The 26,306-nt window shown below is 44.4% G+C and carries 25 protein-coding genes; 16 read left to right on the top strand and 9 right to left on the bottom strand.

Annotation, left to right across the window (positions count from 1 at the left end; all coding sequences use genetic code 11):
• Nucleotides 1-288 precede the first annotated feature (288 nt).
• The 9 genes from rimP to PROVALCAL_RS04600 all read left to right on the top strand — a co-directional run bounded on the left by rimP (nucleotide 289) and on the right by PROVALCAL_RS04600 (nucleotide 12,412).
• Nucleotides 289-741: a ribosome maturation factor RimP gene (gene rimP / locus PROVALCAL_RS04640; RefSeq protein ID WP_006662411.1), complete on the top strand. Its 453-nt coding sequence runs from the start codon at nucleotides 289-291 to the stop codon at nucleotides 739-741.
• Between the two features lie 23 nt (nucleotides 742-764).
• Entirely contained in the window at nucleotides 765-2,273 is a 1,509-nt protein-coding gene (gene nusA / locus PROVALCAL_RS04635; RefSeq protein ID WP_006657963.1) for a transcription termination factor NusA, read from the top strand.
• Between the two features lie 23 nt (nucleotides 2,274-2,296).
• On the top strand, nucleotides 2,297-5,035 hold the full coding sequence (gene infB, locus PROVALCAL_RS04630; protein ID WP_006657962.1) for a translation initiation factor IF-2: 2,739 nt from the start codon (nucleotides 2,297-2,299) through the stop codon (nucleotides 5,033-5,035).
• Nucleotides 5,036-5,121: 86 nt separating this feature from the next.
• Nucleotides 5,122-5,532, top strand: a complete 411-nt coding sequence (rbfA, locus tag PROVALCAL_RS04625; RefSeq protein ID WP_006657961.1) for a 30S ribosome-binding factor RbfA — start codon at nucleotides 5,122-5,124, stop codon at nucleotides 5,530-5,532.
• Nucleotides 5,532-6,485, top strand: a complete 954-nt coding sequence (truB, locus tag PROVALCAL_RS04620; RefSeq protein WP_006657960.1) for a tRNA pseudouridine(55) synthase TruB — start codon at nucleotides 5,532-5,534, stop codon at nucleotides 6,483-6,485. The genes rbfA and truB overlap by 1 nt, the downstream gene beginning before the upstream one ends.
• A 114-nt stretch (nucleotides 6,486-6,599) precedes the next feature.
• Nucleotides 6,600-6,869 carry a 30S ribosomal protein S15 gene (gene rpsO, locus PROVALCAL_RS04615; RefSeq protein ID WP_006657959.1) on the top strand — a complete coding sequence of 90 codons (270 nt, stop codon included), beginning with the start codon at nucleotides 6,600-6,602 and terminating at the stop codon, nucleotides 6,867-6,869.
• Between the two features lie 279 nt (nucleotides 6,870-7,148).
• Nucleotides 7,149-9,269 (top strand): polyribonucleotide nucleotidyltransferase, encoded by a 2,121-nt coding sequence (gene pnp, locus PROVALCAL_RS04610; protein WP_006662414.1) that lies wholly within the window; start codon nucleotides 7,149-7,151, stop codon nucleotides 9,267-9,269.
• A gap of 81 nt (nucleotides 9,270-9,350) precedes the next feature.
• Nucleotides 9,351-10,268 carry a lipoprotein NlpI gene (gene nlpI / locus PROVALCAL_RS04605; RefSeq protein WP_006657957.1) on the top strand — a complete coding sequence of 306 codons (918 nt, stop codon included), beginning with the start codon at nucleotides 9,351-9,353 and terminating at the stop codon, nucleotides 10,266-10,268.
• Nucleotides 10,269-10,438: 170 nt separating this feature from the next.
• Nucleotides 10,439-12,412: a DEAD/DEAH family ATP-dependent RNA helicase gene (locus PROVALCAL_RS04600; protein ID WP_006657956.1), complete on the top strand. Its 1,974-nt coding sequence runs from the start codon at nucleotides 10,439-10,441 to the stop codon at nucleotides 12,410-12,412.
• A 120-nt stretch (nucleotides 12,413-12,532) separates the two neighbouring features.
• Here PROVALCAL_RS04600 and PROVALCAL_RS04595 read toward each other — a convergent pair whose 3' ends face one another.
• From PROVALCAL_RS04595 to PROVALCAL_RS04580, 4 genes are all read right to left on the bottom strand, one after another.
• Complete coding sequence (locus PROVALCAL_RS04595) at nucleotides 12,533-13,417, bottom strand: AarF/UbiB family protein (protein ID WP_006657955.1); 885 nt, start codon at nucleotides 13,415-13,417, stop codon at nucleotides 12,533-12,535.
• A gap of 151 nt (nucleotides 13,418-13,568) precedes the next feature.
• On the bottom strand, nucleotides 13,569-13,943 hold the full coding sequence (locus PROVALCAL_RS04590; protein ID WP_006657954.1) for a YjaA family stress response protein: 375 nt from the start codon (nucleotides 13,941-13,943) through the stop codon (nucleotides 13,569-13,571).
• A gap of 23 nt (nucleotides 13,944-13,966) precedes the next feature.
• A complete protein-coding gene (gene btsR, locus PROVALCAL_RS04585; protein ID WP_006657953.1) occupies nucleotides 13,967-14,683 on the bottom strand; it encodes a two-component system response regulator BtsR in 717 nt (238 codons plus the stop codon).
• Nucleotides 14,684-14,715: 32 nt separating this feature from the next.
• Nucleotides 14,716-16,398, bottom strand: coding sequence for a sensor histidine kinase (locus PROVALCAL_RS04580; RefSeq protein WP_006662417.1), 1,683 nt, complete (start codon nucleotides 16,396-16,398; stop codon nucleotides 14,716-14,718).
• 448 nt (nucleotides 16,399-16,846) lie between these two features.
• On the opposite strand from PROVALCAL_RS04580, the gene PROVALCAL_RS04575 reads away from it, so the two are divergent.
• From PROVALCAL_RS04575 to PROVALCAL_RS04565, 3 genes are read left to right on the top strand one after another with little or no spacing between them, the layout of a single operon-like run.
• The gene (locus PROVALCAL_RS04575) at nucleotides 16,847-17,818 is read left to right on the top strand and encodes an HlyD family secretion protein (RefSeq protein WP_006657950.1); all 972 of its coding nucleotides are present in this window, start codon (nucleotides 16,847-16,849) and stop codon (nucleotides 17,816-17,818) included.
• A gap of 11 nt (nucleotides 17,819-17,829) precedes the next feature.
• Nucleotides 17,830-18,975, top strand: coding sequence for an ABC transporter permease (locus tag PROVALCAL_RS04570; RefSeq protein WP_006657949.1), 1,146 nt, complete (start codon nucleotides 17,830-17,832; stop codon nucleotides 18,973-18,975).
• Nucleotides 18,975-20,132: an ABC transporter permease gene (locus PROVALCAL_RS04565; protein WP_036963376.1), complete on the top strand. Its 1,158-nt coding sequence runs from the start codon at nucleotides 18,975-18,977 to the stop codon at nucleotides 20,130-20,132. Before PROVALCAL_RS04570 ends, PROVALCAL_RS04565 begins: the two co-directional genes overlap by 1 nt.
• Nucleotides 20,133-20,171: 39 nt before the next feature.
• Here the strand turns inward: PROVALCAL_RS04565 and PROVALCAL_RS04560 are convergent, their stop codons facing one another.
• The 3 genes from PROVALCAL_RS04560 to ubiU form a co-directional block, all read right to left on the bottom strand.
• Nucleotides 20,172-20,660, bottom strand: coding sequence for a hypothetical protein (locus PROVALCAL_RS04560; RefSeq protein WP_006657947.1), 489 nt, complete (start codon nucleotides 20,658-20,660; stop codon nucleotides 20,172-20,174).
• Between the two features lie 216 nt (nucleotides 20,661-20,876).
• A complete protein-coding gene (locus PROVALCAL_RS04555) occupies nucleotides 20,877-21,752 on the bottom strand; it encodes a U32 family peptidase (RefSeq protein WP_036967638.1) in 876 nt (291 codons plus the stop codon).
• 41 nt (nucleotides 21,753-21,793) lie between these two features.
• Nucleotides 21,794-22,789 carry a ubiquinone anaerobic biosynthesis protein UbiU gene (gene ubiU / locus PROVALCAL_RS04550; RefSeq protein ID WP_006657945.1) on the bottom strand — a complete coding sequence of 332 codons (996 nt, stop codon included), beginning with the start codon at nucleotides 22,787-22,789 and terminating at the stop codon, nucleotides 21,794-21,796.
• 379 nt (nucleotides 22,790-23,168) lie between these two features.
• Between ubiU and ubiT the strand changes: the two genes are divergently transcribed.
• Both ubiT and PROVALCAL_RS04540 read left to right on the top strand, forming a co-directional pair.
• Entirely contained in the window at nucleotides 23,169-23,693 is a 525-nt protein-coding gene (ubiT, locus tag PROVALCAL_RS04545) for a ubiquinone anaerobic biosynthesis accessory factor UbiT (RefSeq protein ID WP_006662421.1), read from the top strand.
• Nucleotides 23,687-24,190 (top strand): GNAT family N-acetyltransferase, encoded by a 504-nt coding sequence (locus PROVALCAL_RS04540; RefSeq protein WP_006657943.1) that lies wholly within the window; start codon nucleotides 23,687-23,689, stop codon nucleotides 24,188-24,190. The genes ubiT and PROVALCAL_RS04540 overlap by 7 nt, the downstream gene beginning before the upstream one ends.
• On the opposite strand, the gene PROVALCAL_RS04535 is transcribed toward PROVALCAL_RS04540, so the two are convergent.
• Entirely contained in the window at nucleotides 24,163-24,471 is a 309-nt protein-coding gene (locus PROVALCAL_RS04535) for a GIY-YIG nuclease family protein (RefSeq protein WP_006662422.1), read from the bottom strand. The two genes, PROVALCAL_RS04540 and PROVALCAL_RS04535, sit on opposite strands and share 28 nt — an antisense overlap.
• A gap of 299 nt (nucleotides 24,472-24,770) precedes the next feature.
• Here PROVALCAL_RS04535 and PROVALCAL_RS04530 point away from each other — a divergent pair, with 299 nt between their 5' ends.
• Nucleotides 24,771-25,022 carry a YdgH/BhsA/McbA family protein gene (locus tag PROVALCAL_RS04530; protein WP_006662423.1) on the top strand — a complete coding sequence of 84 codons (252 nt, stop codon included), beginning with the start codon at nucleotides 24,771-24,773 and terminating at the stop codon, nucleotides 25,020-25,022.
• A 357-nt stretch (nucleotides 25,023-25,379) separates the two neighbouring features.
• Nucleotides 25,380-25,817: a YhbP family protein gene (locus PROVALCAL_RS04525; RefSeq protein WP_006657940.1), complete on the top strand. Its 438-nt coding sequence runs from the start codon at nucleotides 25,380-25,382 to the stop codon at nucleotides 25,815-25,817.
• Here PROVALCAL_RS04525 and nrdG read toward each other — a convergent pair.
• Entirely contained in the window at nucleotides 25,814-26,278 is a 465-nt protein-coding gene (gene nrdG, locus PROVALCAL_RS04520; protein ID WP_036963274.1) for an anaerobic ribonucleoside-triphosphate reductase-activating protein, read from the bottom strand. The two genes, PROVALCAL_RS04525 and nrdG, sit on opposite strands and share 4 nt — an antisense overlap.
• Nucleotides 26,279-26,306: the final 28 nt, after the last annotated feature.

The raw sequence follows: 26,306 nt of genomic DNA, 5'->3' as shown, positions 1-26,306 counted from the left end.
CGGGATGGAGCAGCATGGTAGCTCGTCGGGCTCATAACCCGAAGGTCGTTGGTTCAAATCCAGCTCCCGCAACCATTTCTCTTAGTCAAACATATCTTGCAGCAACAATATCAGATATCGTTATCGTAATTTCTCATCGATTTATCTAGATTTTCAAGGTATACTAAGAGCACGGTAAACCCATGCACTATGGGTCCAGTTACAAAAGCCCCGAATTTCGGGGTTTTTTGTTATTTGACAATCGAATTAACTGGGCTTTATGCCCTTTTTTTATGTCTGGGGGTGGGCTTGTCCACATTAGAGCAAAAATTAACAGAGATGGTTTCGGCACCAGTGGAAGCACTAGGCTTTGAGTTTGTAGGCTTAGAATTTGTTCGCGGGCGTACGTCGACACTGCGTATTTTCATTGATAGTGAAGAAGGCATCACTGTTGATGACTGTGCTGATGTCAGCCATCAAGTGAGTGCAGTATTGGATGTCGAAGATCCAATTTCTGTGATTTATAACCTTGAGATATCGTCACCGGGTATGGAACGTCCACTGTTCACCATCGCTCATTATGAGCGTTTTATGGGTGAAGAAGTGGCTCTGTCACTGCGTATAGCGATGCAGAACCGTCGTAGATGGCAAGGAATTATCAAAGCCGTTGATGGTGAAATGATTACGGTTACTGTAGATGGTAAGGATGAGGTGTTCGCCCTCGGCAACATCCAGAAAGCTAACTTAGTACCACACTTTTAATTAAGTTCAATGAGGCAACTAGGATGAACAAAGAAATTCTGGCTGTTGTTGAAGCGGTTTCTAACGAAAAATCCCTCCCTCGTGAAAAAATCTTCGAGGCTCTGGAAACTGCGCTGGCGACAGCAACGAAAAAGAAATATGAGCAAGAGATTGATGTTCGCGTAGAAATCGATCGTAAATCGGGTGATTTCGATACGTTTCGTCGTTGGGTGATTGTTGAGGAAGTCACAATGCCAACGCGTGAAATTACACTGGAAGCTGCACAATTTGAAGATCCTGCATTGCAGCTAGGTGAATACGTCGAAGACCAAATCGAATCAGTTGTATTTGACCGTATTACCACGCAAACCGCTAAGCAAGTTATCGTACAAAAAGTTCGTGAAGCTGAGCGTGCGATGGTGGTTGACCAATTCCGTGAGCAACAAGGTGAAATCATCACTGCTCAGGTTAAAAAAGTTAACCGTGAAAACATTACCTTAGATTTAGGTAATAATGCAGAAGCTGTGATCCTGCGCGAAGATATGCTACCACGCGAGAACTTCCGCCCTGGTGACCGTATCCGCGGAGTCCTGTATGATGTTCGCCCTGAAGCTCGTGGCGCACAGCTTTTTGTAACTCGTTCTCGTCCAGAGATGCTGGTTGAATTATTCCGCATCGAAGTACCAGAAATTGGCGAAGAAATCATTGAGATCAAAGCTGCGGCTCGTGATCCCGGTTCTCGTGCAAAAATCGCAGTAAAAACGAACGACAAGCGTATCGATCCAGTTGGAGCTTGTGTTGGTATGCGCGGTGCTCGAGTTCAAGCGGTTTCTAGTGAATTAGGCGGCGAGAGAATCGACATTGTGTTATGGGATGATAACCCAGCGCAATTCGTTATTAATGCTATGGCTCCGGCAGATGTGGCATCTATTGTGGTTGATGAAGACAACTGTACGATGGATGTTGCCGTTGAAAGCAGTAACTTAGCACAAGCAATTGGACGTAATGGACAAAACGTTCGCTTAGCGGCTCAGTTACTGAAAATCCACCGTGGTGATGACAAGTGGGAACTGAATGTCATGACAGCGGAAGAGCTGAATGCAAAACATCAGGCAGAAGCACACGCTTCTATTGAAACATTCACTAAGCATCTAGATATTGATGAAGAGTTTGCTACAACACTTGTTGAAGAAGGCTTCTCGACATTAGAAGAACTGGCTTACGTGCCTATTAAAGAACTTCTGGAAATTGACGGTCTTGATGAAGAAACCGTTGAAGTTCTACGTGAAAGAGCAAAAGCTGCCCTCACCACAATTGAACTAGCTCAAAAAGAGAGTTTGGGTGATAATCAGCCAGCAGAAGATTTGTTGAATCTTGATGGTATGGATCGTACTCTGGCCTATAATTTGGCTACTCACGGTATCTGTACACTGGAAGATCTTGCTGAGCAGGGCATCGACGACCTGATTGATATCGAAGGTCTGAATAATGAGAAAGCAGGTGAACTCATTATGGCAGCACGTAATATTTGCTGGTTCGGAAACGATGCGTAAACACTGTAGCAGGAAGGAACGGCATGACAGAAACTGTAAAATCACTGGCAACGGAAATTCAAACCACAGTTGAACGCCTGGTACAGCAATTTGCTGAAGCAGGGATCGCGAAAGGTGCGAATGACTCTGTTAGCCAGACTGAAAAAGAAACTTTACTGAACCACTTAAACCGTGAACAAGGCGGAGCAGCGGGTCAGCCAAGTAAATTAACACTGCAGCGTAAAACTCGTAGTACGCTGAGTGTTCCAGTCACCGGTGGCAAAAGCAAATCGGTAAATGTTGAAGTCCGCAAAAAACGCACTTATGTGAACCGCGACGCTGAAGAAGCGCAAGCGGAAGAGCAGGCGCAGCGTGAAGCGGAAGAGCAAGCACAGCGCGAAGCTGAGGAACTGGCAAAACGTGAAGTTGAAGCGAAACGTGCAGCGGAAGATGCTGCAAAACGTGACGCTGAAGCTAACGCAAAACGTGAAGCCGAAGAGAAAGCAAAACGTGAAGCAGCTGATAAAGCTACGCGCGAAGTAGCGGAAAGAGAAAAAGTGAAACAAAGCGAAAATCAAAAACCAAGCAAAGCGGCGACAGAAAGTAACGCTGACAAACAGCGTCTTGAAGCCGAAGCTGCCCAACTGAAACGCAAAGCGGAAGAAGAAACTCAACGTAAAGTTGAAGCTGATGCGCGTCGTGTTGCTGAAGAAGCCCGTAAAATGGCTGAAGAAAAAGCGGGAGACTGGAACTCAGAGAGTAAATCTGAAGAAGACAGCGACTATCATACAACGACATCTACTCACGCTCGTGCGGCAGAAGATGAAAGTGATGAGAAAGAAGAAGGTCGTCGTTCACGTAACCGTACCGCAAAAGCACCTCGTCAAAAGAAAGGTAATAAACTTTCTGAAAAAGCGGATCGCGAAGAAGAACGCGCAGCTGGTCGTTCAGGTCGCTCTAAAGGTAAGCAACGTAAAGGTAGCTCTTTACAACAAAGCTTCACCAAACCTGTTGCAGCAGTAAACCGTGATGTCGTTATCGGCGAAACTATCACTGTTGGCGAATTAGCGAACAAGATGGCGGTTAAAGGCTCTCAAGTCATCAAAACGATGATGAAAATGGGCGCAATGGCAACCATCAACCAAGTGATTGACCAAGAAACTGCACAATTAGTTGCAGAAGAAATGGGTCACAAAGTTATTTTGCGTCGTGAGAATGAGTTAGAAGAATCGGTAATGAATGACCGTGACACTGGCTCCGCAGTAAGAGAACCTCGCGCGCCAGTTGTTACTATCATGGGTCACGTTGACCACGGTAAAACCTCTTTACTGGATTACATTCGTTCAACGAAAGTAGCATCAGGTGAAGCAGGTGGTATTACTCAGCACATCGGTGCATACCACGTTCAAACTGACAAAGGTATGATCACCTTCTTAGACACCCCAGGTCACGCCGCGTTTACATCAATGCGTGCTCGTGGTGCTCAGGCAACGGATATCGTTGTTCTGGTTGTTGCTGCGGATGATGGTGTTATGCCTCAAACAATCGAAGCTATCCAGCATGCGAAAGCAGCGGGTGTGCCAATCGTTGTTGCGGTAAACAAAATGGATAAACCAGAAGCTGACCCAGATCGCGTCAGAAATGAGCTGTCTCAGTACGGCGTTATTTCTGAAGAGTGGGGCGGTGACACTCAGTTTATCGGTGTATCTGCGAAAGTCGGTACCGGTATCGATGAACTGTTAGATGCTATTTTACTGCAAGCTGAAGTTTTAGAACTGAAAGCAGTCTATGCAGGCATGGCAAGCGGTGTAGTTGTTGAATCTTACCTAGACAAAGGTCGTGGTCCAGTTGCTACAATCTTAGTTCAAGAAGGTACATTGAACAAAGGCGACATCGTGCTGTGTGGATTTGAATATGGTCGTATTCGTGCAATGCGCAACGAATTAGGTAAGGAAGTGCTGTCTGCGGGTCCTTCAATGCCAGTTGAGATTCTGGGTCTGTCCAGCGTTCCTTCTGCCGGTGATGAAGCTACCGTGGTTCGTGATGAGAAGAAAGCGCGTGAAGTTGCCCTGTATCGTCAAGGTAAATTCCGTGATGTGAAATTAGCTCGTCAGCAGAAATCTAAACTGGAAAACATGTTTGCTAACATGGAAGAAGGTAAAGTTTCTGAACTGAATATTGTACTGAAAACTGACGTTCAAGGTACCTGTGAAGCTATCACTGACTCTCTGATGAAACTGTCAACTGATGAAGTTAAAATTAAAATCATTGGTTCAGGCGTGGGTGGTATCACCGAAACTGACGCAACTCTGGCAGCGGCTTCTAATGCGATTATTCTTGGCTTTAACGTCCGTGCGGATGCATCTGCTCGTCGTATAGTTGAAAGCGAAAGTGTTGATTTACGTTACTACTCAGTTATCTATAGCCTGATTGATGAAATCAAACAAGCGATGAGTGGTATGTTGGCACCAGAATACAAACAGCAAATCATGGGGCTTGCAGAAGTCCGTGATGTATTTAAATCACCGAAATTTGGTGCAATTGCTGGTTGTATGGTTACTGAAGGTACCATCAAACGTAATAATCCAATTCGCGTTCTGCGTGATAACGTGGTTATCTACGAAGGTGAGCTGGAATCACTGCGCCGCTTTAAAGATGACGTTAGTGAAGTTCGTAACGGTATGGAATGTGGTATCGGTGTTAAGAACTACAACGATGTCCGTACCGGCGATATGATCGAAGTCTTTGAAATTATCGAAGTTAAGCGTTCAATCGACGGTTAATTTTGTGAGTACCCACGAGAGATTGTGGTGACAAAATAGTATTGATGAGGGGGCGATTGCCCCCTTTATTGTCAGGAGATATAACGATGGCAAAAGAATTCAGTCGTTCTCAGCGCGTAGCGCAAGAAATGCAAAAAGAAATTGCGATTATCTTGCAGCGTGAGATCAAAGATCCTCGTATTGGAATGGCAACCGTTTCTGGTGTTGAGCTGTCACGGGATCTGGCATACGGTAAAGTCTTTGTTACTTTCTTTAACTTTGCGAATGAAAAAAGTGAAGAAGAGATGGTGGCTGACGGTATCAAAGCCTTAAATGAAGCATCAGGTTTCATTCGTTCATTACTGGGGAAAGCGATGCGTTTACGTATTATTCCTGAATTAACGTTTGAATATGACAACTCATTGGTTGATGGTATGCGTATGTCTAACTTAGTCTCAAACGTGATCCGTAGTGACGAAGAACGTCGTGCTGGTACAGATAGTAAAGAGGAAAAATAATGGGGCGTCGTCGTAGCGGGCGCAATATTGACGGCGTTGTGCTGTTAGATAAGCCCACCGATATTTCCTCAAATGATGCGCTGCAAAAAGTGCGGCGCTTTTTCAACGCGAATAAAGCAGGGCATACGGGAGCACTTGACCCGTTAGCGACGGGTATGCTGCCGGTCTGTCTTGGTGAAGCGACGAAATTTTCACAATTTTTACTCGACTCAGATAAACGTTATCGGGTGATTGCGCGCCTTGGACAGCGAACGGACACTTCCGACTCCCATGGCGAAATTATCTGTGAGCGTGACATTACCTTTACCGCGAAGCAACTCGAAGAGGCTCTAGAGCATTTTCGTGGTGATACGCTGCAAGTTCCTTCCATGTATTCTGCGCTGAAACATCAAGGGCGCCCACTGTATGAATATGCGAGAAAAGGAATTACGGTAGAGCGTGAAGCGCGTCCTATCACGGTGTATGAACTTCAGTTTATTCGTTGGGATAACAATGAATTAGAACTGGAAATTCACTGCTCTAAAGGCACCTATATTCGTACTATCATTGACGATTTAGGGGAAATGCTTGGATGTGGTGCACATGTGACGTATCTGCGTCGTGTACAAGTGGCAAATTATCCTTACGATCGTATGGTCACTTTGGAGCAATTAGCTGCTTTACGGGCAAAAGTGGATGCGGGTGAAGGTTCGTTTGAATCCCTACTCGATTCCCTATTATTGCCAATGGATACCGCTGTGGTTCATTTTCCTGCGGTGAATATCACTGAAGAAACGGCTGCGTATTTTAAACAGGGTCAGCCTGTGCGTGGTGATGTCAAAGACCTTGCAGAAGGCGATATGATTCGTGTCACTTGCGGTTCAGAGCAGCGGTTTATCGGTATTGCTCTGATTAGTGAAGATGGACGTATTGCACCAAAGCGTTTGGTCGTTGAAAATGAACCGTCCGCATAATGGCGCTTATTGCTTTGCTGTCTTAAGCAGCGTAGAATGGCGGCGCTAAATCTTGAGATGCTAAATTAGAGATTGGCTCTCATCACTTAAATTTATATTATTTTGGAGTTTATTATGTCTCTAAGTACTGAAGCGAAAGCGAAAATCGTTGCTGAATTCGGCCGCGGTGAAAACGACACGGGTTCAAGCGAAGTTCAAATCGCTCTGTTAACTGCTCAAATCAACCATCTGCAAAGCCACTTTTCAGAGCACAAAAAAGATCACCACAGCCGTCGTGGTCTGCTGCGTATGGTTGCTCAGCGTCGTCGTTTACAAGCTTACCTGAAAGGTAAAGATATCGCACGTTACACAGCGCTGATCGAGCGTCTGGGTCTGCGTCGTTAATCTTGTCAGTTTCAGAGGAAAGGGGCCAAATGGCCCCTTTTCTTCTAAAAGTTAGTTGAAAGTTGAAGTAATACTCGAATTATACTTAACTAAAATGTTAAGCTATTATCGATAATTGACTGTTTTAATTAAAACCACTGAAAACTACATCCGATTCGCGCGGCTAATGAGAGGATTGATGATTGGAATATCAATCCTCTCATTAGTCGCGAGGCTGTAGTCAGAAAATAAACCATGCTACGTGAGAATCTCTCGTAGCCTTACAAAAAGGGTAATATTTTGTTAAATCCTATTGTTCGTAAGTTCCAGTATGGCCAGCATACCGTTACATTAGAAACCGGCATGATCGCACGCCAAGCAACGGCTGCGGTGATGGTAAACATGGATGACACCGCAGTATTCGTGACTGCTGTGGCACAGAAAAAAGTTAAAGAAGGGCAAGATTTCTTCCCTTTAACTGTTAACTACCAAGAGCGTACTTACGCAGCGGGTCGTATCCCAGGCAGTTTCTTCCGTCGTGAAGGTCGTCCTGGTGAAGGCGAAACCTTAGTTGCGCGTCTGATTGACCGTCCATTACGCCCTCTGTTCCCAGAAGGCTTCCTGAACGAAATCCAAATCATTGCTACCGTTGTATCTGTTAACCCACAAGTTAACCCTGACATCGTTGCGATGATCGGTGCATCTGCTGCACTGGCACTGTCTGGTGTTCCATTCAATGGTCCTATCGGTGCTGCACGTGTTGGTTTCATTAACGACCAATACGTTCTGAACCCAACTGCAGACGAATTAAAATCAAGCCGTCTGGATTTAGTGGTAGCAGGTACTGACAGCGCAGTATTAATGGTTGAGTCTGAAGCTGAACTGTTAAGCGAAGAACAAATGCTGGGTGCAGTTGTATTTGGTCATGACCAACAACAAGTTGTTATCCAGAATATCAACGAATTAGTGAAAGAAGCGGGCAAAGAGAAGTGGGATTGGCAGCCAGAGCCAGTTAACCAAGCTCTGCACGACCGTGTTGCTGCACTGGCTGAAAGCCGTATGGGCGATGCTTACCGTATCACTGAAAAACAAGAGCGTTATGCTCAAGTTGACCTGATCAAAGAAGAAGTGATTGGCGCGTTGGTTGCTGAAGACGAAAACGTTGATGTTTCTGAAGTGTCAGACATTCTTGCTCACTTAGAAAAACAAGTTGTTCGTAGCCGCGTAATCCGTGGTGAGCCGCGTATTGATGGTCGTGAAAAAGATATGGTTCGTGCATTAGACGTTCGTACTGGTGTTCTGCCACGTACTCACGGTTCTGCACTGTTCACCCGAGGTGAAACTCAGGCACTGGTTACTGCAACATTAGGTACAGAGCGTGATGCACAAGTTATCGACCAATTAATGGGCGAATACACTGACCGCTTCTTATTCCACTACAACTTCCCTCCATACTCTGTTGGTGAGACTGGTATGGTTGGTTCACCTAAACGTCGTGAAATTGGTCACGGTCGCTTAGCGAAACGTGGTGTGCTGGCAGTTATGCCTTCACAAGCAGAATTCCCGTACACTGTACGTGTGGTTTCTGAAATCACTGAATCTAACGGTTCTTCTTCAATGGCATCGGTATGTGGTGCATCTCTGGCTCTGATGGATGCTGGTGTGCCAATTAAAGCTGCTGTTGCGGGTATCGCAATGGGTCTGGTGAAAGAAGGTGACGATTTCGTTGTCCTGTCTGACATCTTAGGTGATGAAGACCACTTAGGTGATATGGACTTTAAAGTAGCGGGTAGCCGTGACGGTATCAGCGCACTGCAAATGGACATCAAAATCGAAGGTATCACTCGCGAAATCATGCAAGTTGCTCTGAACCAAGCTAAAGGTGCGCGCCTGCATATCCTTAGCACAATGGAACAAGCAATCAATAGCCCGCGTGAAGAGATCTCTGAATTTGCTCCACGTATTTACACCATTCGCATCAACCCAGACAAGATCAAAGATGTCATCGGTAAAGGTGGTTCTGTAATCCGTGCATTAACGGAAGAAACAGGTACAACGATCGAGATCGAAGATGATGGTACTGTGAAGATCGCTGCGACTGATGGTCTGAAAGCGAAAGAAGCGATTCGTCGTATTGAAGACATTACCGCAGAAGTTGAAGTGGGTCGTATTTACCAAGGTAAAGTGACTCGTATCGTTGATTTCGGTGCATTCGTTGCTATCGGTGGTGGTAAAGAAGGTCTGGTTCACATTTCTCAAATCGCTGACAAGCGTGTAGAGAAAGTGACTGATTACCTGCAAATGGGTCAAGAAGTTCCTGTTAAGGTGTTAGAAATCGACCGTCAAGGCCGTATTCGCCTGAGCATGAAAGAAGCTGTCGCTGGTGAAGAAGCTCCAGTACAGCAGGAATCAGCAGAATAAGCTGACCTAAAGTGTAGCGCCTGATAAACTTGGGCGCTATCAGCCTAAATTTGCTGACTAGTGGTAATGTAAGGGCGTAGTATGCAGAACTGTATTAACTTTCGTTTTTTAGATAGTCGCACCTTAGTTCGTGTGCTATCGGCGTTTATCTTTTTTATTATTATTGGATGTAGTAATAAAGATTGGCGTAAAAACGAGGTTTTCGCGGTTCCATTGCAGCCTTCATTGCAACAAGAAGTGATTCTGGCTCGTATGGAACAAATCCTTGCGAGCCGATCTTTAACCGATGATGAATACGCGCAGCTTTTATATGAGCGCGGAGTATTGTATGATAGTCTCGGTTTAAGGGCGCTGGCACGTAATGATTTTTCAACTGCGTTGTCAATCCGTCCGGATATTCCTGAAATCTTTAACTTTTTAGGAATATATTTTACGCAGGCTGGCAACTATGATGCCGCCTATGAAGCGTTTGATTCTGTTTTAGAGCTTGATCCAACTTACAATTTCGCGCGTATGAATCGTGGCATCGCATTATATTACGGTGGACGATACAAATTAGCGCAGGATGATCTGCTGGCGTATTATCAGATAGATCCAAATGATCCTTTTCGTACTCTGTGGCTTTATCTCGTAGAAAAAGACATAGACCCGCGTATGGCGCAAGACAATCTTGCAGCCCGCTACAATCAAGCGGAGAAAGGGCAATGGGGCTGGAATATCGTAGAATTCTATCTTGGCAATATCAATGAAACAACATTGATGGAGCGTTTGAAAGAGACATCTACGGATAACACTTCGCTCGCTGAGCATCTCAGTGAAACTAACTTCTATTTAGGTAAGCATTACCTAAGTCTGGGGGATAAGGATAGCGCGGCTGCGTTATTCAAACTGACGGTAGCTAACAACGCACACAGCTTTGTTGAGCACCGCTACGCATTGTTGGAATTGGCGCTGTTAGGCCAAGAACAAGACGACCTATTAGAATCGGGCCAGCAATAGCTGACGAACATTTCTCTATCAATTCTTAAACCATCATCCATCATGGGTGAGGGTTTATTTGTTCGTTTAATAACACAATTTGAGCCAGTTCACATTTTAAATGATAATGACCGAAATGATTTTCGCTCCGTTATGTAAACTGGCCGCCATTAAGTATGAGGCACCTTTACATGACGACTGAGACCGATATGTCTTTTGCTGATCTAGGTTTATCAGCATCTATTTTGAACGCACTAAGCGACCTGGGATACGAAAAACCATCTCCAATCCAGCAGCAATGTATTCCATTGTTATTGGATGGTAACGATGTATTAGGTATGGCACAAACTGGTAGTGGTAAAACCGCTGCATTCAGCTTGCCATTACTGCACAACATCGACGCTGATCTAAAAGCGCCACAAATTTTAGTTCTTGCACCAACTCGTGAGTTGGCAGTACAAGTTGCTGAAGCAATGAGCGATTTCTCTAAACATATGAACCGTGTAAACGTGGTTGCCCTGTACGGCGGTCAACGTTATGACGTTCAGCTTCGCGCATTACGCCAAGGACCACAAGTGGTCGTAGGAACTCCGGGTCGTCTGCTTGACCACCTGAAGCGCGGTACTTTAGACCTTTCTAACCTGAAAGGCTTAGTATTAGACGAAGCTGATGAAATGCTGCGTATGGGCTTCATTGAAGATGTTGAAAACATCATGAGCCAAATCCCAGCAGAACACCAAACTGCGCTGTTCTCGGCAACAATGCCAGAACCAATCCGTCGTATTACTCGTCGCTTTATGAAAGATCCTAAAGAGATCCGTATTCAGGCGAGCATTACTACCCGTCCAGACATCGCTCAAAGCTACTGGACTGTTTACGGTATGCGTAAAAATGAAGCGCTGGTGCGTTTCTTAGAAGCTGAAGATTTCGATGCAGCGATTATTTTCGTTCGTACGAAAAACGCAACGTTAGAAGTTGCAGAAACTCTTGAGCGTAATGGCTACAACAGTGCGGCACTGAATGGTGACATGAACCAAGCACTGCGTGAGCAAACATTAGAGCGTTTAAAAGACGGTCGTTTAGATATCCTGATCGCAACTGACGTTGCAGCACGTGGTCTGGATGTTGAGCGTATCAGCTTAGTCGTTAACTACGACATCCCAATGGATGCAGAATCCTACGTCCACCGTATCGGTCGTACTGGCCGTGCAGGTCGTGCGGGTCGCGCATTACTGTTTGTTGAAAACCGTGAGCGTCGCTTGCTGCGTAACGTTGAACGTACGATGAAGCTGACTATTCCTGAAGTTGAGCTGCCAGATGCAGATCTGTTAAGCCAACGTCGTCAGGCTAAATTTGCTGAACAAATTCAACAGCAATTAGAAAGCAGCGACTTAGATCAGTACCGTTCACTGTTAGCGAAAATGTCTCCATCGGAAGATGTTGATATGGAAACTTTAGCAGCAGCATTACTGAAAATGGCTCAAGGCGAACGCGCTCTGATCCTGCCACCAGATGCACCGCGTCGTCCACGTCGTGAATTCAACGACCGTGATGACCGTCGTGGTAATGACCGTCGTGACCGTAACAGCAACGGTAATGGTTTTGACCGTGCAGAACGCGGTGATCGTGGCGCTCGTCGTGAACGTCGTGATGTTGGCGATATGGAAATGTACCGTATCGAAGTGGGTCGTGATGACGGTGTTGAAGTTCGTCATATCGTTGGTGCGATTGCTAACGAAGCGGATATCAGCAGCCGTTACATTGGTAACATCAAATTGTACGGAACTCACTCTACAATTGAATTACCAAAAGGTATGCCAGCTGACGTGTTAACTCACTTAAGCCGTGCACGTATCCTGAACAAACCAACTCAAATGCAACTGATCGGTGATGCTCAGCCATTTGAACGCCGTGGTGGCGGTGAGCGTCGTGGTGGCCCACGTCGTGAAGGTGGTAGCGAAGGTGGCTTCGGTGCAGGTCGTCGCAATGACCGTGGTGGCGATCGTGATGGTCGTCGTGGCGGTGGAGACCGTGAAGGTTTCAGCGGCAACCGTCGTGGTGGAAATCGTGATGGTGCTAACCGTGGTGAGCGTGGTAACTCAGCGCCACGCCAAGAGGGTAACAATGCAGCGCCACGTCGTCGTAGCAGCAGCCATAACGCATAATAGTGCTATCCAGCCACGGAAATGTGGCTGAGATAAATACAAAAAACCCGCATTTTAAAATGCGGGTTTTTATTTTAAGGGAGGCATTTACAGCACCCTCCTTACTGTGGGGTATCAAATTCACATAAATCCTGATTTTTTTAGCTCTTTAACATTGAAATGACGGAGAGGGCTATCACCACTTAATATTTGGTCTAATTGTTTTATTTGTTGCATATACACCGGCTTCAATTCTGAAGAAATATAACGGTATCCACCTTTAAGATAGTCTCTAACAATTTCAATTTTGATATTTTTATCGAGTGAATTTAGGTTATCAGCCGTAAAAATTAAACCAAAATCAACAGGTACAATTTGATTATCTTCTGTTACCAAAAAGTTGTCGGGTTTAGCGTCAGCGATAAAAAAACCTTTTTCGTAGAGCTGTTTTATTCCCTCACTGGTTTCAATAGTAGTAGTTGGAAGCTTACCTTTAATAAATGGCATTTTAATGGCGTTATTGACAATAATGGCATTAGGAACAACATTATTCGATTTGCGATTATACAAGTTACACATATTAATTTCATGTTGGGCTGCGATAAGATCAAATGTTTTAAATTTTTTGACAACTGAATCACCACAACGGTAAATGCGTCCTCTTGCTCCAATTCCTATGGTTTTTTCATCATTGCCTTGATGTTTTTTTATTTGTATTAATGTTTGTGCATTTTCTTTCCAAACCTCCAGTGTTTGATAAATAGCACAACACTTTTTATTCGTGGTAATACTTGATATTTGAGTGATGAATTGAGATATAGCTTTTTTATTTACGGTTCTCGAAATTTGTTTATACCCAAGAATATGAGCGATATCTTGCTCATTGAGTTGAAACTGTGAATTTATAACTTTTTGCAGTTTATCGAGTGTTTTCGAGGACAACTTATTGTTACCGCTTTTCTTACTAATAGCACTCTGAAACGTATCGGTGCGTATATTTATTTTGTGGCTGGAAAATTGAACCATGTTCCTATCTCTTATATTTGTATAAAAATTACCTACTTCTGATTGCGCAATAAAAACATATATATTAGAGATTGTCTTTCATGAAGCGATATAATCAATGGTTATTAATGGCTTGTTTTACTGTAGAACATTGTGGATAGGTACTCCTCGACTATTTACAGCTCAATAAAGCTTTTGCTTGCCGCTGAGGCATGGGGAGAGTATCGCGACTGACGAGTACTTTTTTAATGCGGCGATTAAACGCCCCATAGACCATTTCTGTAAATAGGCGCTCTTCGACCAGACTGACACCCCCATCAATAATTTCAAGGGCTTGTACCAATACACGATGCCGAGAAGCGAAAGGGCGACGGACATTTAGTCCCATATCACACACCAATTGATACAGGACTGATTCAGCATTAAAAAAATCTCCGACGACCATTCGCTGGGTTGAAAACTCTCCGGTAGCACTATGCTCCTCGTGAGTCTCAAGGTTTTTCAACGTCATCGAATTTGTCCGAATTTGCAGGTAAAAATCAGCCATAACCTCTTCTCCTGTACGATTCGCTAAATCAATCCTAGTGCTTCTTTTAATGGTTTTAAATAACGGCGACTAACCGGAATATGCTCTCCTGAGCATAGCACTAATTCAGCTTGCCCATTATCGCCAAATAAAATTTCACTGAGCTGTGTCATATTGACTAAATATTGGCGATGACACCGAACTAACGGTGTGCGCATTTCCAAGGTCCGTAACGTTAATTCAGTGAATCCTTCTTGCCCTTGGGTACTCATAACATAGACACCACTCATACGTGAAGTAACGTATTGTACGTCCTCTAATTTCATTAGATAAATTCGGCTGTGTCCGGTACAAGGAATAAACTTGAGTGGCTCGTTATTATCCAGTAGTTCTAAGTTTTGTTTGTGCTTGCCTTGTCGTAAACGCGCTAGGGTTTTTGCTAGTCTTTCGGGTTCAAGAGGTTTGAGGAGGTAATCGAACGCGTGTTCTTCAAAGGCTTGAATCGCAAATTCATTAAATGCGGTCAGAAAGACGATATGTGGGCGCTCTTCAGGATCCAGCATACGTACCATTTCCAGCCCAGTCACGCGAGGCATTTGAATATCTAAAAACACCACATCAGGCTTTTTTTTGTGAATTAAACTAATGGCTTCTATCGCATTGGCACACTCGCCAATAATTTCGATATCGTCATGTTCCTCAAGTAAACAGCGCACGTTTTCGCGAGCTAGGGGTTCGTCATCAACGATCAATACATTCATAGCGTTATAATCATTTATTATGTGCAATGTTATTAGGTGGACATGTAAGGTAAGCGAATTTTCACGCGGGTGAATTTTTCTGGTTCATATTCCACGCCGATCCCATATTTTTCACCATATTTCAGGCGCAAGCGTTTGTCGACTAAGCCCATTCCTAAGCCATCAGATTGCCCGCTTGGTTGGTATAAACCGGCATTATCTTCGATTTCAATATAGACATGTTCACTGCGAATATAGCTGCGTATTGTAATGTATCCGGTATTTAATAACTGTGAAGTACCGTGTTTTATTGCATTTTCGACAATGGGTTGCAGCGTAAATGCCGGCAATTCTACCTGTTTGACTTCATCAGGGATGTCTAAATGGATCTGCAAATTTTCTTGGAAGCGGGCTTTTTCAATTTGCAGGTACGCATTGATGTGCTCAATCTCTTCCCCTAATGTCGCATTCTGCTCTGGACGTTTTAAGTTATTGCGAAAGAAGGTCGAAATATATTGCACTAGCTGACCTGCTTGCTGGCTATCTTTGCGGATCACGGCTTGTAATGTATTCAGTACATTGAACAAGAAGTGCGGGTTGACTTGGGCATGGAGTAGTTTGACCTCCGATTGCAGCAAGGATTGTTTGTTGCGTTCGTATTGCCCAGCCAAAATTTGTGCGGAAAATAAGCTGGCGATCCCTTCACCGAGGGTACGGTTAATGGAACTGAATAAGCTATTTTTGGCTTGGTATAATTTGATGGTTCCAATGACCCGCTGATTCTCACCTCGCAGGGGGATCACAAGGGTTGAGCCAAGTTTGCATGAAGGGCTTAACGAGCATTTATACGGGGTTTCATTACCATCGGCATAAACCACTTCATTATTATCGATAGCCTGCCGTGATTGGATGGATGAGATAGGTGTGCCGGGAATGTGGTGATCGGAGCCTAACCCGATAAAAGCGAGAATTTTTTCTCTATCCGTAATGGCGACCGCGCCAATATCTAACTCTTGGTAAATAATTTTTGCCACTTTCATACTGTTATCAGCATTGAAGCCTTTACGCAGAATCCCTTCGGTACACAGAGCAATTTTTAAGGCTTGAGCAGAGAATGCGGTGGTGTATTTCTCAACGATAGCGCGTCTGTCGAGCAAAATGCGGATAAACATCGCGGCACCAACGGTATTGGCAATAATCATCGGCGCAGCAATGTTTTTTACTAATTCATAGGCTTCATCGAAAGGGCGAGCAATGAGCAAAATAATCAGCATTTGGATGACTTCAGCGAAAAACGTCACGCAGCTGGCAGTCACAGGGTTAAAAATTTTATTAATTTCCCCCCGTTTCATATAGTGGCGATGCACCAGCCCACCAATTAAGCCTTCGATAATAGTAGAGATCATACAAGCGAAAGCGCTCATCCCACCCAAAGAGTACCGGTGGAGCCCACCAGTAAACCCGACAGCAAAACCTACCGCAGGGCCGCCTAACAATCCGCCAAGTACAGCACCAATAGCACGAGTATTAGCTATGGAGTCATTGATATGTAAACCAAAATAAGTACCGATGATGCAAAATACGGAAAAAATCAGGTAGCACATCACTTTATGAGGTAAGCGAATGGTCACCTTAAGAAGTGGGGTGACAAGTGGCGTGCGGCTGAGCGCCCAAGCGATGACGAGGTAGACGCACATTTGTTGTAAGAGGAGTAATATTAGATCGAATTCGTACATGCTCGTCATATTTCACATTATGGGGGTGTTGACTACGTTCAGCCCCTCTAGTCACATACTTGTGTATGCTCCTAGAGGTATCTTCTCTTGTCGCCTACCCACAATGCGAACTATTTAGAGCATGGCTCGTCATATTTCACATTATGGGGGTGTTGACTACGTTCAGCCCCTCTAGTCATATACTTGTGTATGCTCCTAGAGGTATCTTCTCTTGGTCGATTTAGCCATATACTTTTGGGGGGATATTGTATCTTATTGGGCTGGTTAAGTAATCGTCATTTAATAATTAGTAAAACATCATTATTTGACATAAAGCCAAAAGCCCCTCAGACTAAAAAAATGACCTCAGAAGCGTGATTTTGCGCACAAATTTATTAACGCTCGTGTGAGTTTGTTGTCATAATAAAAAAGTAGTTTCCTCCGTTATTATTCAAGGCCCACATAAATAATGAAAAAAAGAACCATCATACTGATCTTGCTTATGCTGATCTTAATTGCTGCTGCGGCACTTTTTCATTCCCATAATCAATTTTTATTATTGCAAGGGGAAGTGGATGCGCCTGAAGTTATCGTGACTTCAAAAGCCAAAGGTAGAGTCATGGAACGCCATGTAGAACGAGGGGACGATGTGAAAAAAGGGCAATTGCTCATCACACTTGAGAGCCCTGAGCTACAAGCTCAATATGCGGCATTAAAAGCAGCGAAAGATCAAGCTCAAGCGCAACTCGATCAATCCTTAAATGGTACTCGTGAAGAGACCCTACGAGACTTGCAAGCGGCATTAGCCCAAGCCAATTCCCAATACCAAAATGCAGCTCGCGAATTTACGCGTTTAAGTAATCTTTCTGGTAAAGGCTATGTTTCTGCGAATGAACTGGATACAGCCCGTAAAGCAAAAGAGGTGGCTTTCCAGCAAGTTCAAAGTGCAAAAGCGCGTTTGGAAGAGGGAAAAAATGGTGATCGTATTGAGCTACGTCAACAATATGAAGCTGCGGTAAATCAAGCCGAACAGAAACTGGCTGAGCTCCAAGTTCAACTGGATGACTTGCAAGTTAAAGCCCCTGTTGATGGCGAAGTGGGACCAATCCCTGCGGAAATAGGGGAGTTATTTAATGCGGGTAGCCCATTAATTTCACTGATTAGTCTTCCTCAAGCATACTTTGTGTATAACTTACGTGAAGACATTTTAGTGGGTGTGAAAAAAGGGGATAAAATCGAATTAACCGTACCAGCCTTAGGGGACAAAACGGTTGAAGCAGAAGTTCGCTACATTGCACCAAAAGGGGATTACGCGACCAAGCGTGCGACTCGAGCAACGGGTGACTTCGACTTAAAAACCTTTGAAGTTCGTCTTTATCCACAACAACCGATTGAAGGACTGCGACCGGGGATGAGTGTCTTGTGGCATTGGGATAAATAACAGGTGACGCCATGAAATTAAAATTCGCTTGGCATGGATTCGAACATGCCTTTAGCCGCGAAACTCAAATGGCGATCCGCAGCCCAGTCTTTCACTGGCTGAGCTGGCTATTTCCCTTGATGCTGTTCACGTTAGTCAGTGCTAACTTTTCAGAGGGGACCCTGATGGATGTCCCTGTTTCCGTGGTAGATAACAATAACAGCCCTATTTCGCGTCAGATCATTCGTGACCTTGATGCTGGTCCACATGCGGATGTGAAAGCGATTGATGGCAACCTCGTGACGTCTATCAAGCAGTTGGGTAGCGCGAAAGATTATGCCCTATTGTACATTCCTCATAATTTTGAAGAAGATATACTGCGTGGACGTCAACCTGAATTACGTATGTATTACAATGCATTATTCTATGCATCCGGCAGCTACGCGATTCAAGATTTTAGTGGGTTAGTCGCGGAGCTTAACGCAAAATACCGCCAAGAAATGGCGAAATCAATGGGGCAAGCTTTGCCGCCATTGGCACAGGTCACATTGTCTTACGATAGTTTATTTAACCCAAGTGGTAGCTATATTTATTACCAGCAATTTGCTGCTACCATTCATATGCTGCAATTATTTGTCGTGACCGCCACTATCTATACGATGTCGCGGGGAACCATCTTACAGAGTGTGAAGCCTTTCTCTATGGCGTTGCTGGGTAAAATGGCACCGTATACGCTATTTTTCACGACATTACTGATAGTGGAGCTAGCAGCGTTAGTCTCTATCTTTGATGCAAAAGTTGTTGGGAATCCGTTGTATATGATGCTGGTGGGCTTTTTCTATGTGATTGCAGCACAAAGCATCGGGTTACTGCTATTTAGTTTTACCTCCAGTGCCATTATGGCTTACAGCTTAATCGGGATGTTGGTGAGTATCGCGCTAGCCTTTTCGGGGATGGCAGTACCGGAACTTTCCATGGTGTTACCTGCACGAATCATTTCTAATGCAGAGCCGCTCACCCACACCTTAAATGCAATGTTTGATATATTCTTACGGGAAATTTCGTTTGAACGTATTGTCGAAGTTTGTCTGTTTTTGTTGATTTACCCGTTACTCACGGCATTTTTGATTCGTAAGCGTCTAGTCAAACGACTGGAAACCCAAGGAAGTATCGTATGATGACGGTCTATTTCGCGACGTTTAAAAAGGTGCTTTTAGGGATGCTGGAAAAGCCGATGTGGCTGTTGCTACTCGTGTCTTTATGCATCATGAGTTTGGTCTACGCGCGTCCTGTTCTGTGGGATTTACCGGTGGCGGTCATCGATATGGATCACTCTGGCGCGAGCCGTGAATTGATCCGCGATTTGGATGCCACACCCAAAGTGCAGCTACACAGCTATGATAATCTAGCGCAAGCTCGGCAGGATATGATTGCAAGGCAGCTATTTGCGATCGTGATTATTCCAACAGATTTTGAAAAGCATCTGTTGAGTGGGAAAAACATCACCGTACCTGTCTACGGCGATGCGACAAACCGTCTTGCCAGTGGGCAAATTCAGCAAGAATTATCGAAAGCCTATCAAACCTTACTGAGTGCGTATAATACCCAGTTATTGGAGAATGCGGGTTTCAGTCCCGAACAGGCTAAAGTGATTATTGCGCCGGTCAGAAGTGAAACGGAGGCATTGTTTAACCCCGGTATTAGTTTTGCCGCGATTATTTTCCCTGGCTTGTTAGTGATGCTGTTACAGCACTCCTTGCTGATTGCTTGTGTGCGGGTCAGCATCGCCATTCGTTCTACACCAAAAGGTAAGCCACCATTGGCTGTCTATCTGGGCGCTTTGTCTGCGCTGGTGCCAATCTGGTTGTTTCTTTCGACCGTATTCTTTGCACTGTGGCCGTGGATATTGGGTTATCGGCAAGAAGCACCACTGTACCAAATTTGGATGCTGACCTTCCCATTCTTACTCGCAGTCATTGGTTTAGGTAAGCTTGTGACAGAATGTCTACGCAGTGTTGAAATGATTTACCTGACATTGGCATTTATTACCACGCCGGTGTTTTATATGTCAGGAACAATTTGGCCGTTACAAGCAATGCCTGACTGGGTGCGAATGATAGCGTCTGCGCTGCCATCCACATGGGCGACGAATGCCATGGCAGGTATCAACCAAATGGGGCTACCGTTTAGCGATATCTTGATGGACATTGTGATGATGTTAATTCTTGGTGTGATTTACTCATTTATTGGGGTATTCATTGGCATGCTGCGAGATGGCGAACTACGCCACATTAGCCAGACTGTACATCGTTGGCGCAAACATCTTCATAAATAGTCAAAAAGAGGTTGGTTTCCAACCTCTTTTTTTATGCCATTATTCCTCGGCGAGGCTGAGGCTTAAATTGCACTCTTCAGGTGTTGAAACAGAGTATGTCCGTCCATTCGCATTGGTGGTGCCGTGATAGGCTTCACCGTTGCAGTCATTAATAATGATGTAGTTGACTGAAGAGAGGGGCAAATCATTTTCATCGGTTAAGAGGAAGCTCAGGTTGTAATCGTCTCCGCCGATTTGGGAATGAATATTGCCATTACTTTTGGCAGCGAGTCCTGCAATAACAAATGGACCTGTTTTATTCTCTTTGTCTAGTTTGCCAACCGCATTATCTTGGGTTCCTGCTACGATATGGGCATTTTCAGGCACTGCAATAATTTTCTTACCTTTAAATACCACACGATAATAGCCTGAGTCGGAATAACTGACGTCTTGATTTTTTTCGAGATCCGCTTTGGTGTATTCAAGGGACGTTGAGCATCCTGCTAAAAAGATTGTCATAACGAGTAGGGTGCGTTTTATCACGGGCATTTCCTTATAGGTCTGTGAGTTTGATTGCTTATCTAATCTACAGCAGTGCAATCAGATTCAAAGGAGATAACTCCGTATATCTTTGGGGCATATTCAGGTTATAGGCTTATTATTGAGGCTATACGGAATGGGAAGTCATTAGCCATTATATGAAAGCTAATTGACGGTGGGAATGAAGCCGCGTTGATCAGACCGCCCTCATTCCCATCAAGAGTATTATCCTGCTAGCGTCAATCCGGCAATATTACGCCAATAGCCATTGCAGCTTTGCTCTGGGATAGTCAGGGGGGATTGCCCGTGTTGATTAGCTTTAAACTGTTTAATCACATTAAGGGATTCAAGGTCTTCTGGGGAAACGCGCACAATGTCCACCAAATCTCGCATTGATGAAATATCGTTACCTAAGTTATAGCAGTAGCCACTCAGAGTTTGGATGCCGTTCAGTGTGAAAACTTGCTGCTGTTCTTGTGACAGCACTTTGCGCCCTTGAGGATAATTGATGCAGCAGGTTTCGCATTCATCTTTTTGGCGGTTTTCAGAGCGAGCCGTAAAACAGCGGGCAGAATAGGCAAGGGGCAGATGACCGTAGCTGAAAACCTCAATCTCAAATTTATCGCGAATACCAAGGTCTTCACATTGATTGAGCAGATTCACCAGCCAATCACGGGAGAGCTCAACAGGCATACACCAACGTACCATCCCTTGACGCAGCAAAATATTCAGGGAAGGGGCGTTATAGCAATTGAGCCCATGACCTGCCACAAATGGCAATTTACGCTCCGTTAGCATGTTGATGACGCCAAAATCGTGAGCTTCAATCATAAACTCACCATTATCAACTAACTTACTGATTTCTTTAAGTTCAGATGGCGCTTGTAGTAGAGCAAGCGTGCTGAGAATAATTTGTTTTCCACTTCCTGCGAGTTGCTTGGCAAGGTCAATCCAATCATTGGGTTTCATGTCTCGGCGCTTGCTGCACACGGTTTCCCCGAGATAGATAATGTCTGCTTCACTGTTTGCCGCATGCTGATAAAAATCATGTAAGGTTGATGTTGGCCAATAGTAAAGCACTGAGCCTAATGCATATTTCATTGTCTTACCCATTCTCTATGCTGGTGAATAATGCGCATCCGTTACTGCCATTTACGATGATAAGCGCCAAGGGTTGTTTGACTGCCTTCAGAAAGGTCACCAAGGGCTTTAAGCCATCTAGGATCGGTTACAAAACCCTCGGGATTGGTTTTATAACGGTTAATTGCCTGACGCCAAATTTTAGTGACTTGAGTTACATAGGCGGGGCTGCGTTGGCGTCCTTCAATTTTCACTGACGCAATATTGGCGCGCATTAGCTCTGGTAATAGCTCAATCGTGTTGAGGCTGGTGGGCTCTTCCAGAACATGGTATTTATGGTCATCCACTAAATAGCGCCCTTTACACAGCGTTGGGTAACCCGCATTTTCATTTTTCTGGTAGCTGTCGATCAGTACCTCATTTAAACGCGACTCCATACCCTTATCAGTGTGCTGCCAGCGAACAAAACGGGCGGGAGAGCAAGCTCCAACAGTATTAGGTGACTCCCCTGTGAGATAGGAAGAAAGGTAGCAGCGACCTTCAGCCATGATACACAGGCTGCCAAAAGCAAATACTTCTAAGGGAACTGGGCTGGTTTTGGCGAGTTGCTTCACTTGGTGAATCGACAGTACGCGAGGTAGCACCACGCGGTGAACTTGGAAATTGCGTTCATAGAAACGGATAGCTTCAGTATTCGTGGCGGATGCCTGTACAGAGACATGGCGTTCAATATGTGGGTATTTATTGGCGGCATATTCTAATATCGCAATGTCGGCGAGGATCAGTGCATCCGCGCCTAAATCAGCCGCTAAATCCACGGAGTTCTGCCAACGTTGATAGCCATCAGGGTGGGCAAACGTGTTAATTGCGATATGTAATTTACGTTTACGTTGATGAATATAACGTTCTGCTTCATGCAGATTTTTTTCTGTAAAATTCAATCCTGCAAAATGACGTGCGTTGGTATCATTTTTTAGACCGATGTACACCGCATCGGCACCATTATCAACGGCCGCTTTCAAGGCAGGTAAATTCCCAGCTGGGCAGAGTAATTCCATTCGCGTTGTCTCTGTATAAAAATTTAGCAATTGGTCATTCTAGTCAACAGGTCAGATTGAGGTTTTGATTTAGCGCAGAGAAGCTTGGAATGTTGCAGGCAAGATGATTATTTCGTGACTATTATAAAAGTGTAGGAATTATTGAAAATAAATATTGGCGAGATGGATAAAGATTGATATAGGATCGGTATCATCACGTTATTTTTTGGCAAAATATGTCCATATATCGGATAAATGGCGATATATCTCTGTATATCTTTATATCTACACATCAATGTTATCTATAATCGTCCACATTATAGGTATTAAAATTGCCCAAGCGGCTACTTATCCAGTAGCAATGCCCAATGGACAGATAATTGATACGGGAGTTAGCACTGTGTTTGGTAAAATTCGTTCTCAACTGATCACCCAAGGTCCTTCATTTTTGAAGTTTCCTTTGAAAGTGACCCCATTTGTCGTACAGCGTCAAATACTCGAACAACTATTAAGTTGGCAGTTTCGTGAGTCTGTCAAAGAAGGCGAACTCGATTTTCTGGAAGGGAAATGGCTGAAAGTTGAGGTTCGGGATTTAGAGCTGGTTTGGTTTATCAGCTTACAAGAGGGTCAGCTGGTGGTTCAAAAACAGGCTGAACCTGATGTGAGTGTCAGCGGCAATGCGAATGACCTCGTATTGATCGCGGCACGTAAAGAGGATCCAGATACGCTCTTTTTCCAGCGCCGCTTGGTCATTGAAGGGGATACTGAATTAGGTTTATACGTTAAAAACTTAATGGATGCCTTTGAACTTGAAAATATGCCAGCACCATTGCGTTTCGGCTTACTGCAACTCGCTGATGTGATTAAAACCGTACAAGACAATGAGGACGCAGAGCATAAAACGCCAGCGTTAACTTCATGCTAATCCGTGTAGAAATTCCGGTTGATGCCATGGGTATCGACACGCTATTGCGTGAAACGTTTCCCACTGAAGGGGAGGCTGATCTTGTTCAGCATCTTCGTGAAGATGGGCTATTAACCCTCGGTGTCGTAGCAACCAACGATGACGGTGAAGTGATTGGTTATGTTGGTTTTACACCTGTCGATGTCAATGGTGAAGATGTTCAATGGGTGGGACTCGCGCCATTAGCCGTCAAAAAAGAGTACCAAAGCCAAGGTATTGCGGAAAAACTGGTCTATGAGGGGTTAGATAGCCTCAACGAGTTTGGTTATGGTGCTGTTGTGGTATTAGGCGATGAAGGCTATTACGGACGTTTTGGTTTTGAACCCGCTTCAAATCATGATTTGCGTTGCCAATGGCCAAGCTTGCAAAAACACTTTTTAGTCTATGGACTCGAAAATGGCGCGATTGACCAACATAAAGGCGAAGTCACTTACTCATCGCACTTTGATAGCGTGTAAGCCGCTAAATAATGTTGTAAATCATCAGGCTGGTCAATGACCAGCCTTTCTTTTGCCTGTTTACTCAACTGTTTGACACGATATTCTAACCGAGACGCCTCAGCGCGATCCCCTGCTGTACAATGAAACACTAACGTTAAAGGGGCTTTGCCTTTTAACGCTTTAGCCCCTATCCCCGATTCATGTTGTTTAAATCGCCGCGGAACATCCGTAGTAATCCCACAATATAAGGCGTTATTTTTTTGCCGAATCAAGTAAAGCGACCAATTACGCGATGTCATTTCGTTTTTCTTGCGATTAAATTTAGCATTCTGTGCTGATTTATAAGGGAAATTCAGTTGGCTTGCAGCGAATTTTCTCGTGAACATTAATGTTTATAACATACTAAATTATAAATAAAAAATGATATAAAGCTGTCACAAATTTGCAACCTCAATATAGGTTTGCATTCAAAAAATTTGAATAACTATAGCAAAATTAGCTAATTTTCATCTCTAAATAAAGCGCATAGTATGATCCATATCACAGGGAAACACGAAAAACCCCTGTTAATTTCAAACATACAATGAGGAAGTTTACCATGAAAAAATCAACATTATTTGCTGCTGCTTTAGCTTTAGGTGCTGTATCATTTGGTTCAATGGCGGCTGAAGAAGTTAGACAATCTAGTGAGCCTGCTGCGGGTTATGTGACTGTAAGTGGTGCTGCTGGCGTCAATGACCTGACTGCACAATTAGCCAAAAAAGCTGATGAAGCTGGCGCAAAATCTTTCCGTGTGATTTCTGCAAGCGGTGAGAATGAGATGAGTGGTACAGCAGCAATCTACAAATAATTCTACTCGTCAGATTTACTCGTCATACTTCGAGCCGCAGCGTTGTTGGCTGCGTTCACTCCCACTAGTCAGATACTAGTGTATGCTCCTAGCGACTCGTTCGCTTGCCGCCTAGCTACAACTCGAATTATTTAGAGTAAAAGCGAGGAGGAGAGGAGGAACTAGAAGGGAAGTATGGTCGATTTTGAGCAGTAGCTTCGAGTGCTAGCATTGCTGATATAGAACCTTATGTTAGGTGCAACTCGAATGAGTAAGTTATAGTAGTGCGAACTAAGTACAGATAACGTTCAGAACAGCTTAAGCACGCCCAGCCATTTTTATGGGCGTGTTCTGAACGGTCTAACATGGACATTCGCAATGACACCCGAAAACACCTTACAACATATCCAGCGCTATATTGCTCGCCAACACGTTTTTTCCCTGTTTACCTCCTACCAAGATGATATTTGGGCTGCCAGTTGCTACTACGCGTTTGATCGCCAAAATATGCGTTTAATTTTCATGACATCCCCAGATTCGCAACATGGTCAGCTCATGCAAGCAAACCCTCGTGTCGCAGGAACGATCTCTGCACAAACTAAGCAAGTGGGCAAAATTCAAGGTGTTCAATTTGTTGGGGAAATTCGCCAATTTGACAGTGAAGAGGCTGATGCGCAGAAAGCATTTTATTGCCAGCGATTCCCTATTGCCATAGAGGCGAAGCTGCCGATGTGGCAGCTCCAGTTACAGACAGTGAAAATGGTGGATAACACATTAGGGTTTGGTACCAAACTCCATTGGTCGCAAGATATTTAACGTAGCCGATGAATGACTTGGTTGCTGCTACCGCGCCATAACAGCGCGGGGTCATACAGTTCCTGTTCAAATTTTCCATCAATCAGCGTATTCACAAAGCTGACGACTTTCTGCTGTTCCAGTGTTAGCTCATCAAGTTTATAGCCTGTCCACATCCAGATGTCTTTGTCTGGGCAGACGGCTTTCACTCGCTTCACCAACCGCAAGATGGCTGGCAAATTAGCGGGATGCAAAGGATCGCCTCCTGAGAGAGAAAGTCCTTGTCGGCGAATACGTGTATCCTGCAAGTCTTGGATAATTTGGTCTTCCATTTTTTGGGTAAAGGGAATGCCAGAGTCCACTCGCCACGTACTTTGGTTATAGCAGCCGCGGCATTGGTGGACACACCCTGCGACAAACAGTGTGCAGCGTGTACCGGGTCCATTAACCACATCCACAGGATAATATTGGTGATAATTCATACCATTTGTCCGAAGTTAACCTATGCGT

This window comes from Providencia alcalifaciens DSM 30120, from assembly GCF_000173415.1.
Taxonomy (GTDB): domain Bacteria; phylum Pseudomonadota; class Gammaproteobacteria; order Enterobacterales; family Enterobacteriaceae; genus Providencia; species Providencia alcalifaciens.
Note: the sequence above shows the minus strand (reverse complement) of the source record. Positions and strands in the feature narration are given on the sequence as shown.

Excerpts from the sequence above, each read along its gene's own strand:
- nusA (WP_006657963.1), top strand. The coding sequence starts at position 765 with ATGAACAAAGAAATTCTGGCTGTTGTTGAAGCGGTTTCTAACGAAAAA.
- infB (WP_006657962.1), top strand. The coding sequence starts at position 2,297 with ATGACAGAAACTGTAAAATCACTGGCAACGGAAATTCAAACCACAGTT.
- rbfA (WP_006657961.1), top strand. The coding sequence starts at position 5,122 with ATGGCAAAAGAATTCAGTCGTTCTCAGCGCGTAGCGCAAGAAATGCAA.
- truB (WP_006657960.1), top strand. The coding sequence starts at position 5,532 with ATGGGGCGTCGTCGTAGCGGGCGCAATATTGACGGCGTTGTGCTGTTA.
- rpsO (WP_006657959.1), top strand. The coding sequence starts at position 6,600 with ATGTCTCTAAGTACTGAAGCGAAAGCGAAAATCGTTGCTGAATTCGGC.
- nlpI (WP_006657957.1), top strand. The coding sequence starts at position 9,351 with ATGCAGAACTGTATTAACTTTCGTTTTTTAGATAGTCGCACCTTAGTT.
- PROVALCAL_RS04600 (WP_006657956.1), top strand. The coding sequence starts at position 10,439 with ATGACGACTGAGACCGATATGTCTTTTGCTGATCTAGGTTTATCAGCA.
- PROVALCAL_RS04595 (WP_006657955.1), bottom strand. The coding sequence starts at position 13,417 with ATGGTTCAATTTTCCAGCCACAAAATAAATATACGCACCGATACGTTT.
- PROVALCAL_RS04590 (WP_006657954.1), bottom strand. The coding sequence starts at position 13,943 with ATGGCTGATTTTTACCTGCAAATTCGGACAAATTCGATGACGTTGAAA.
- btsR (WP_006657953.1), bottom strand. The coding sequence starts at position 14,683 with ATGAATGTATTGATCGTTGATGACGAACCCCTAGCTCGCGAAAACGTG.
- PROVALCAL_RS04580 (WP_006662417.1), bottom strand. The coding sequence starts at position 16,398 with ATGTACGAATTCGATCTAATATTACTCCTCTTACAACAAATGTGCGTC.
- PROVALCAL_RS04575 (WP_006657950.1), top strand. The coding sequence starts at position 16,847 with ATGAAAAAAAGAACCATCATACTGATCTTGCTTATGCTGATCTTAATT.
- PROVALCAL_RS04570 (WP_006657949.1), top strand. The coding sequence starts at position 17,830 with ATGAAATTAAAATTCGCTTGGCATGGATTCGAACATGCCTTTAGCCGC.
- PROVALCAL_RS04565 (WP_036963376.1), top strand. The coding sequence starts at position 18,975 with ATGACGGTCTATTTCGCGACGTTTAAAAAGGTGCTTTTAGGGATGCTG.
- PROVALCAL_RS04560 (WP_006657947.1), bottom strand. The coding sequence starts at position 20,660 with ATGCCCGTGATAAAACGCACCCTACTCGTTATGACAATCTTTTTAGCA.
- PROVALCAL_RS04555 (WP_036967638.1), bottom strand. The coding sequence starts at position 21,752 with ATGAAATATGCATTAGGCTCAGTGCTTTACTATTGGCCAACATCAACC.
- ubiU (WP_006657945.1), bottom strand. The coding sequence starts at position 22,789 with ATGGAATTACTCTGCCCAGCTGGGAATTTACCTGCCTTGAAAGCGGCC.
- PROVALCAL_RS04540 (WP_006657943.1), top strand. The coding sequence starts at position 23,687 with ATGCTAATCCGTGTAGAAATTCCGGTTGATGCCATGGGTATCGACACG.
- PROVALCAL_RS04535 (WP_006662422.1), bottom strand. The coding sequence starts at position 24,471 with ATGACATCGCGTAATTGGTCGCTTTACTTGATTCGGCAAAAAAATAAC.
- PROVALCAL_RS04530 (WP_006662423.1), top strand. The coding sequence starts at position 24,771 with ATGAAAAAATCAACATTATTTGCTGCTGCTTTAGCTTTAGGTGCTGTA.
- PROVALCAL_RS04525 (WP_006657940.1), top strand. The coding sequence starts at position 25,380 with ATGACACCCGAAAACACCTTACAACATATCCAGCGCTATATTGCTCGC.
- nrdG (WP_036963274.1), bottom strand. The coding sequence starts at position 26,278 with ATGAATTATCACCAATATTATCCTGTGGATGTGGTTAATGGACCCGGT.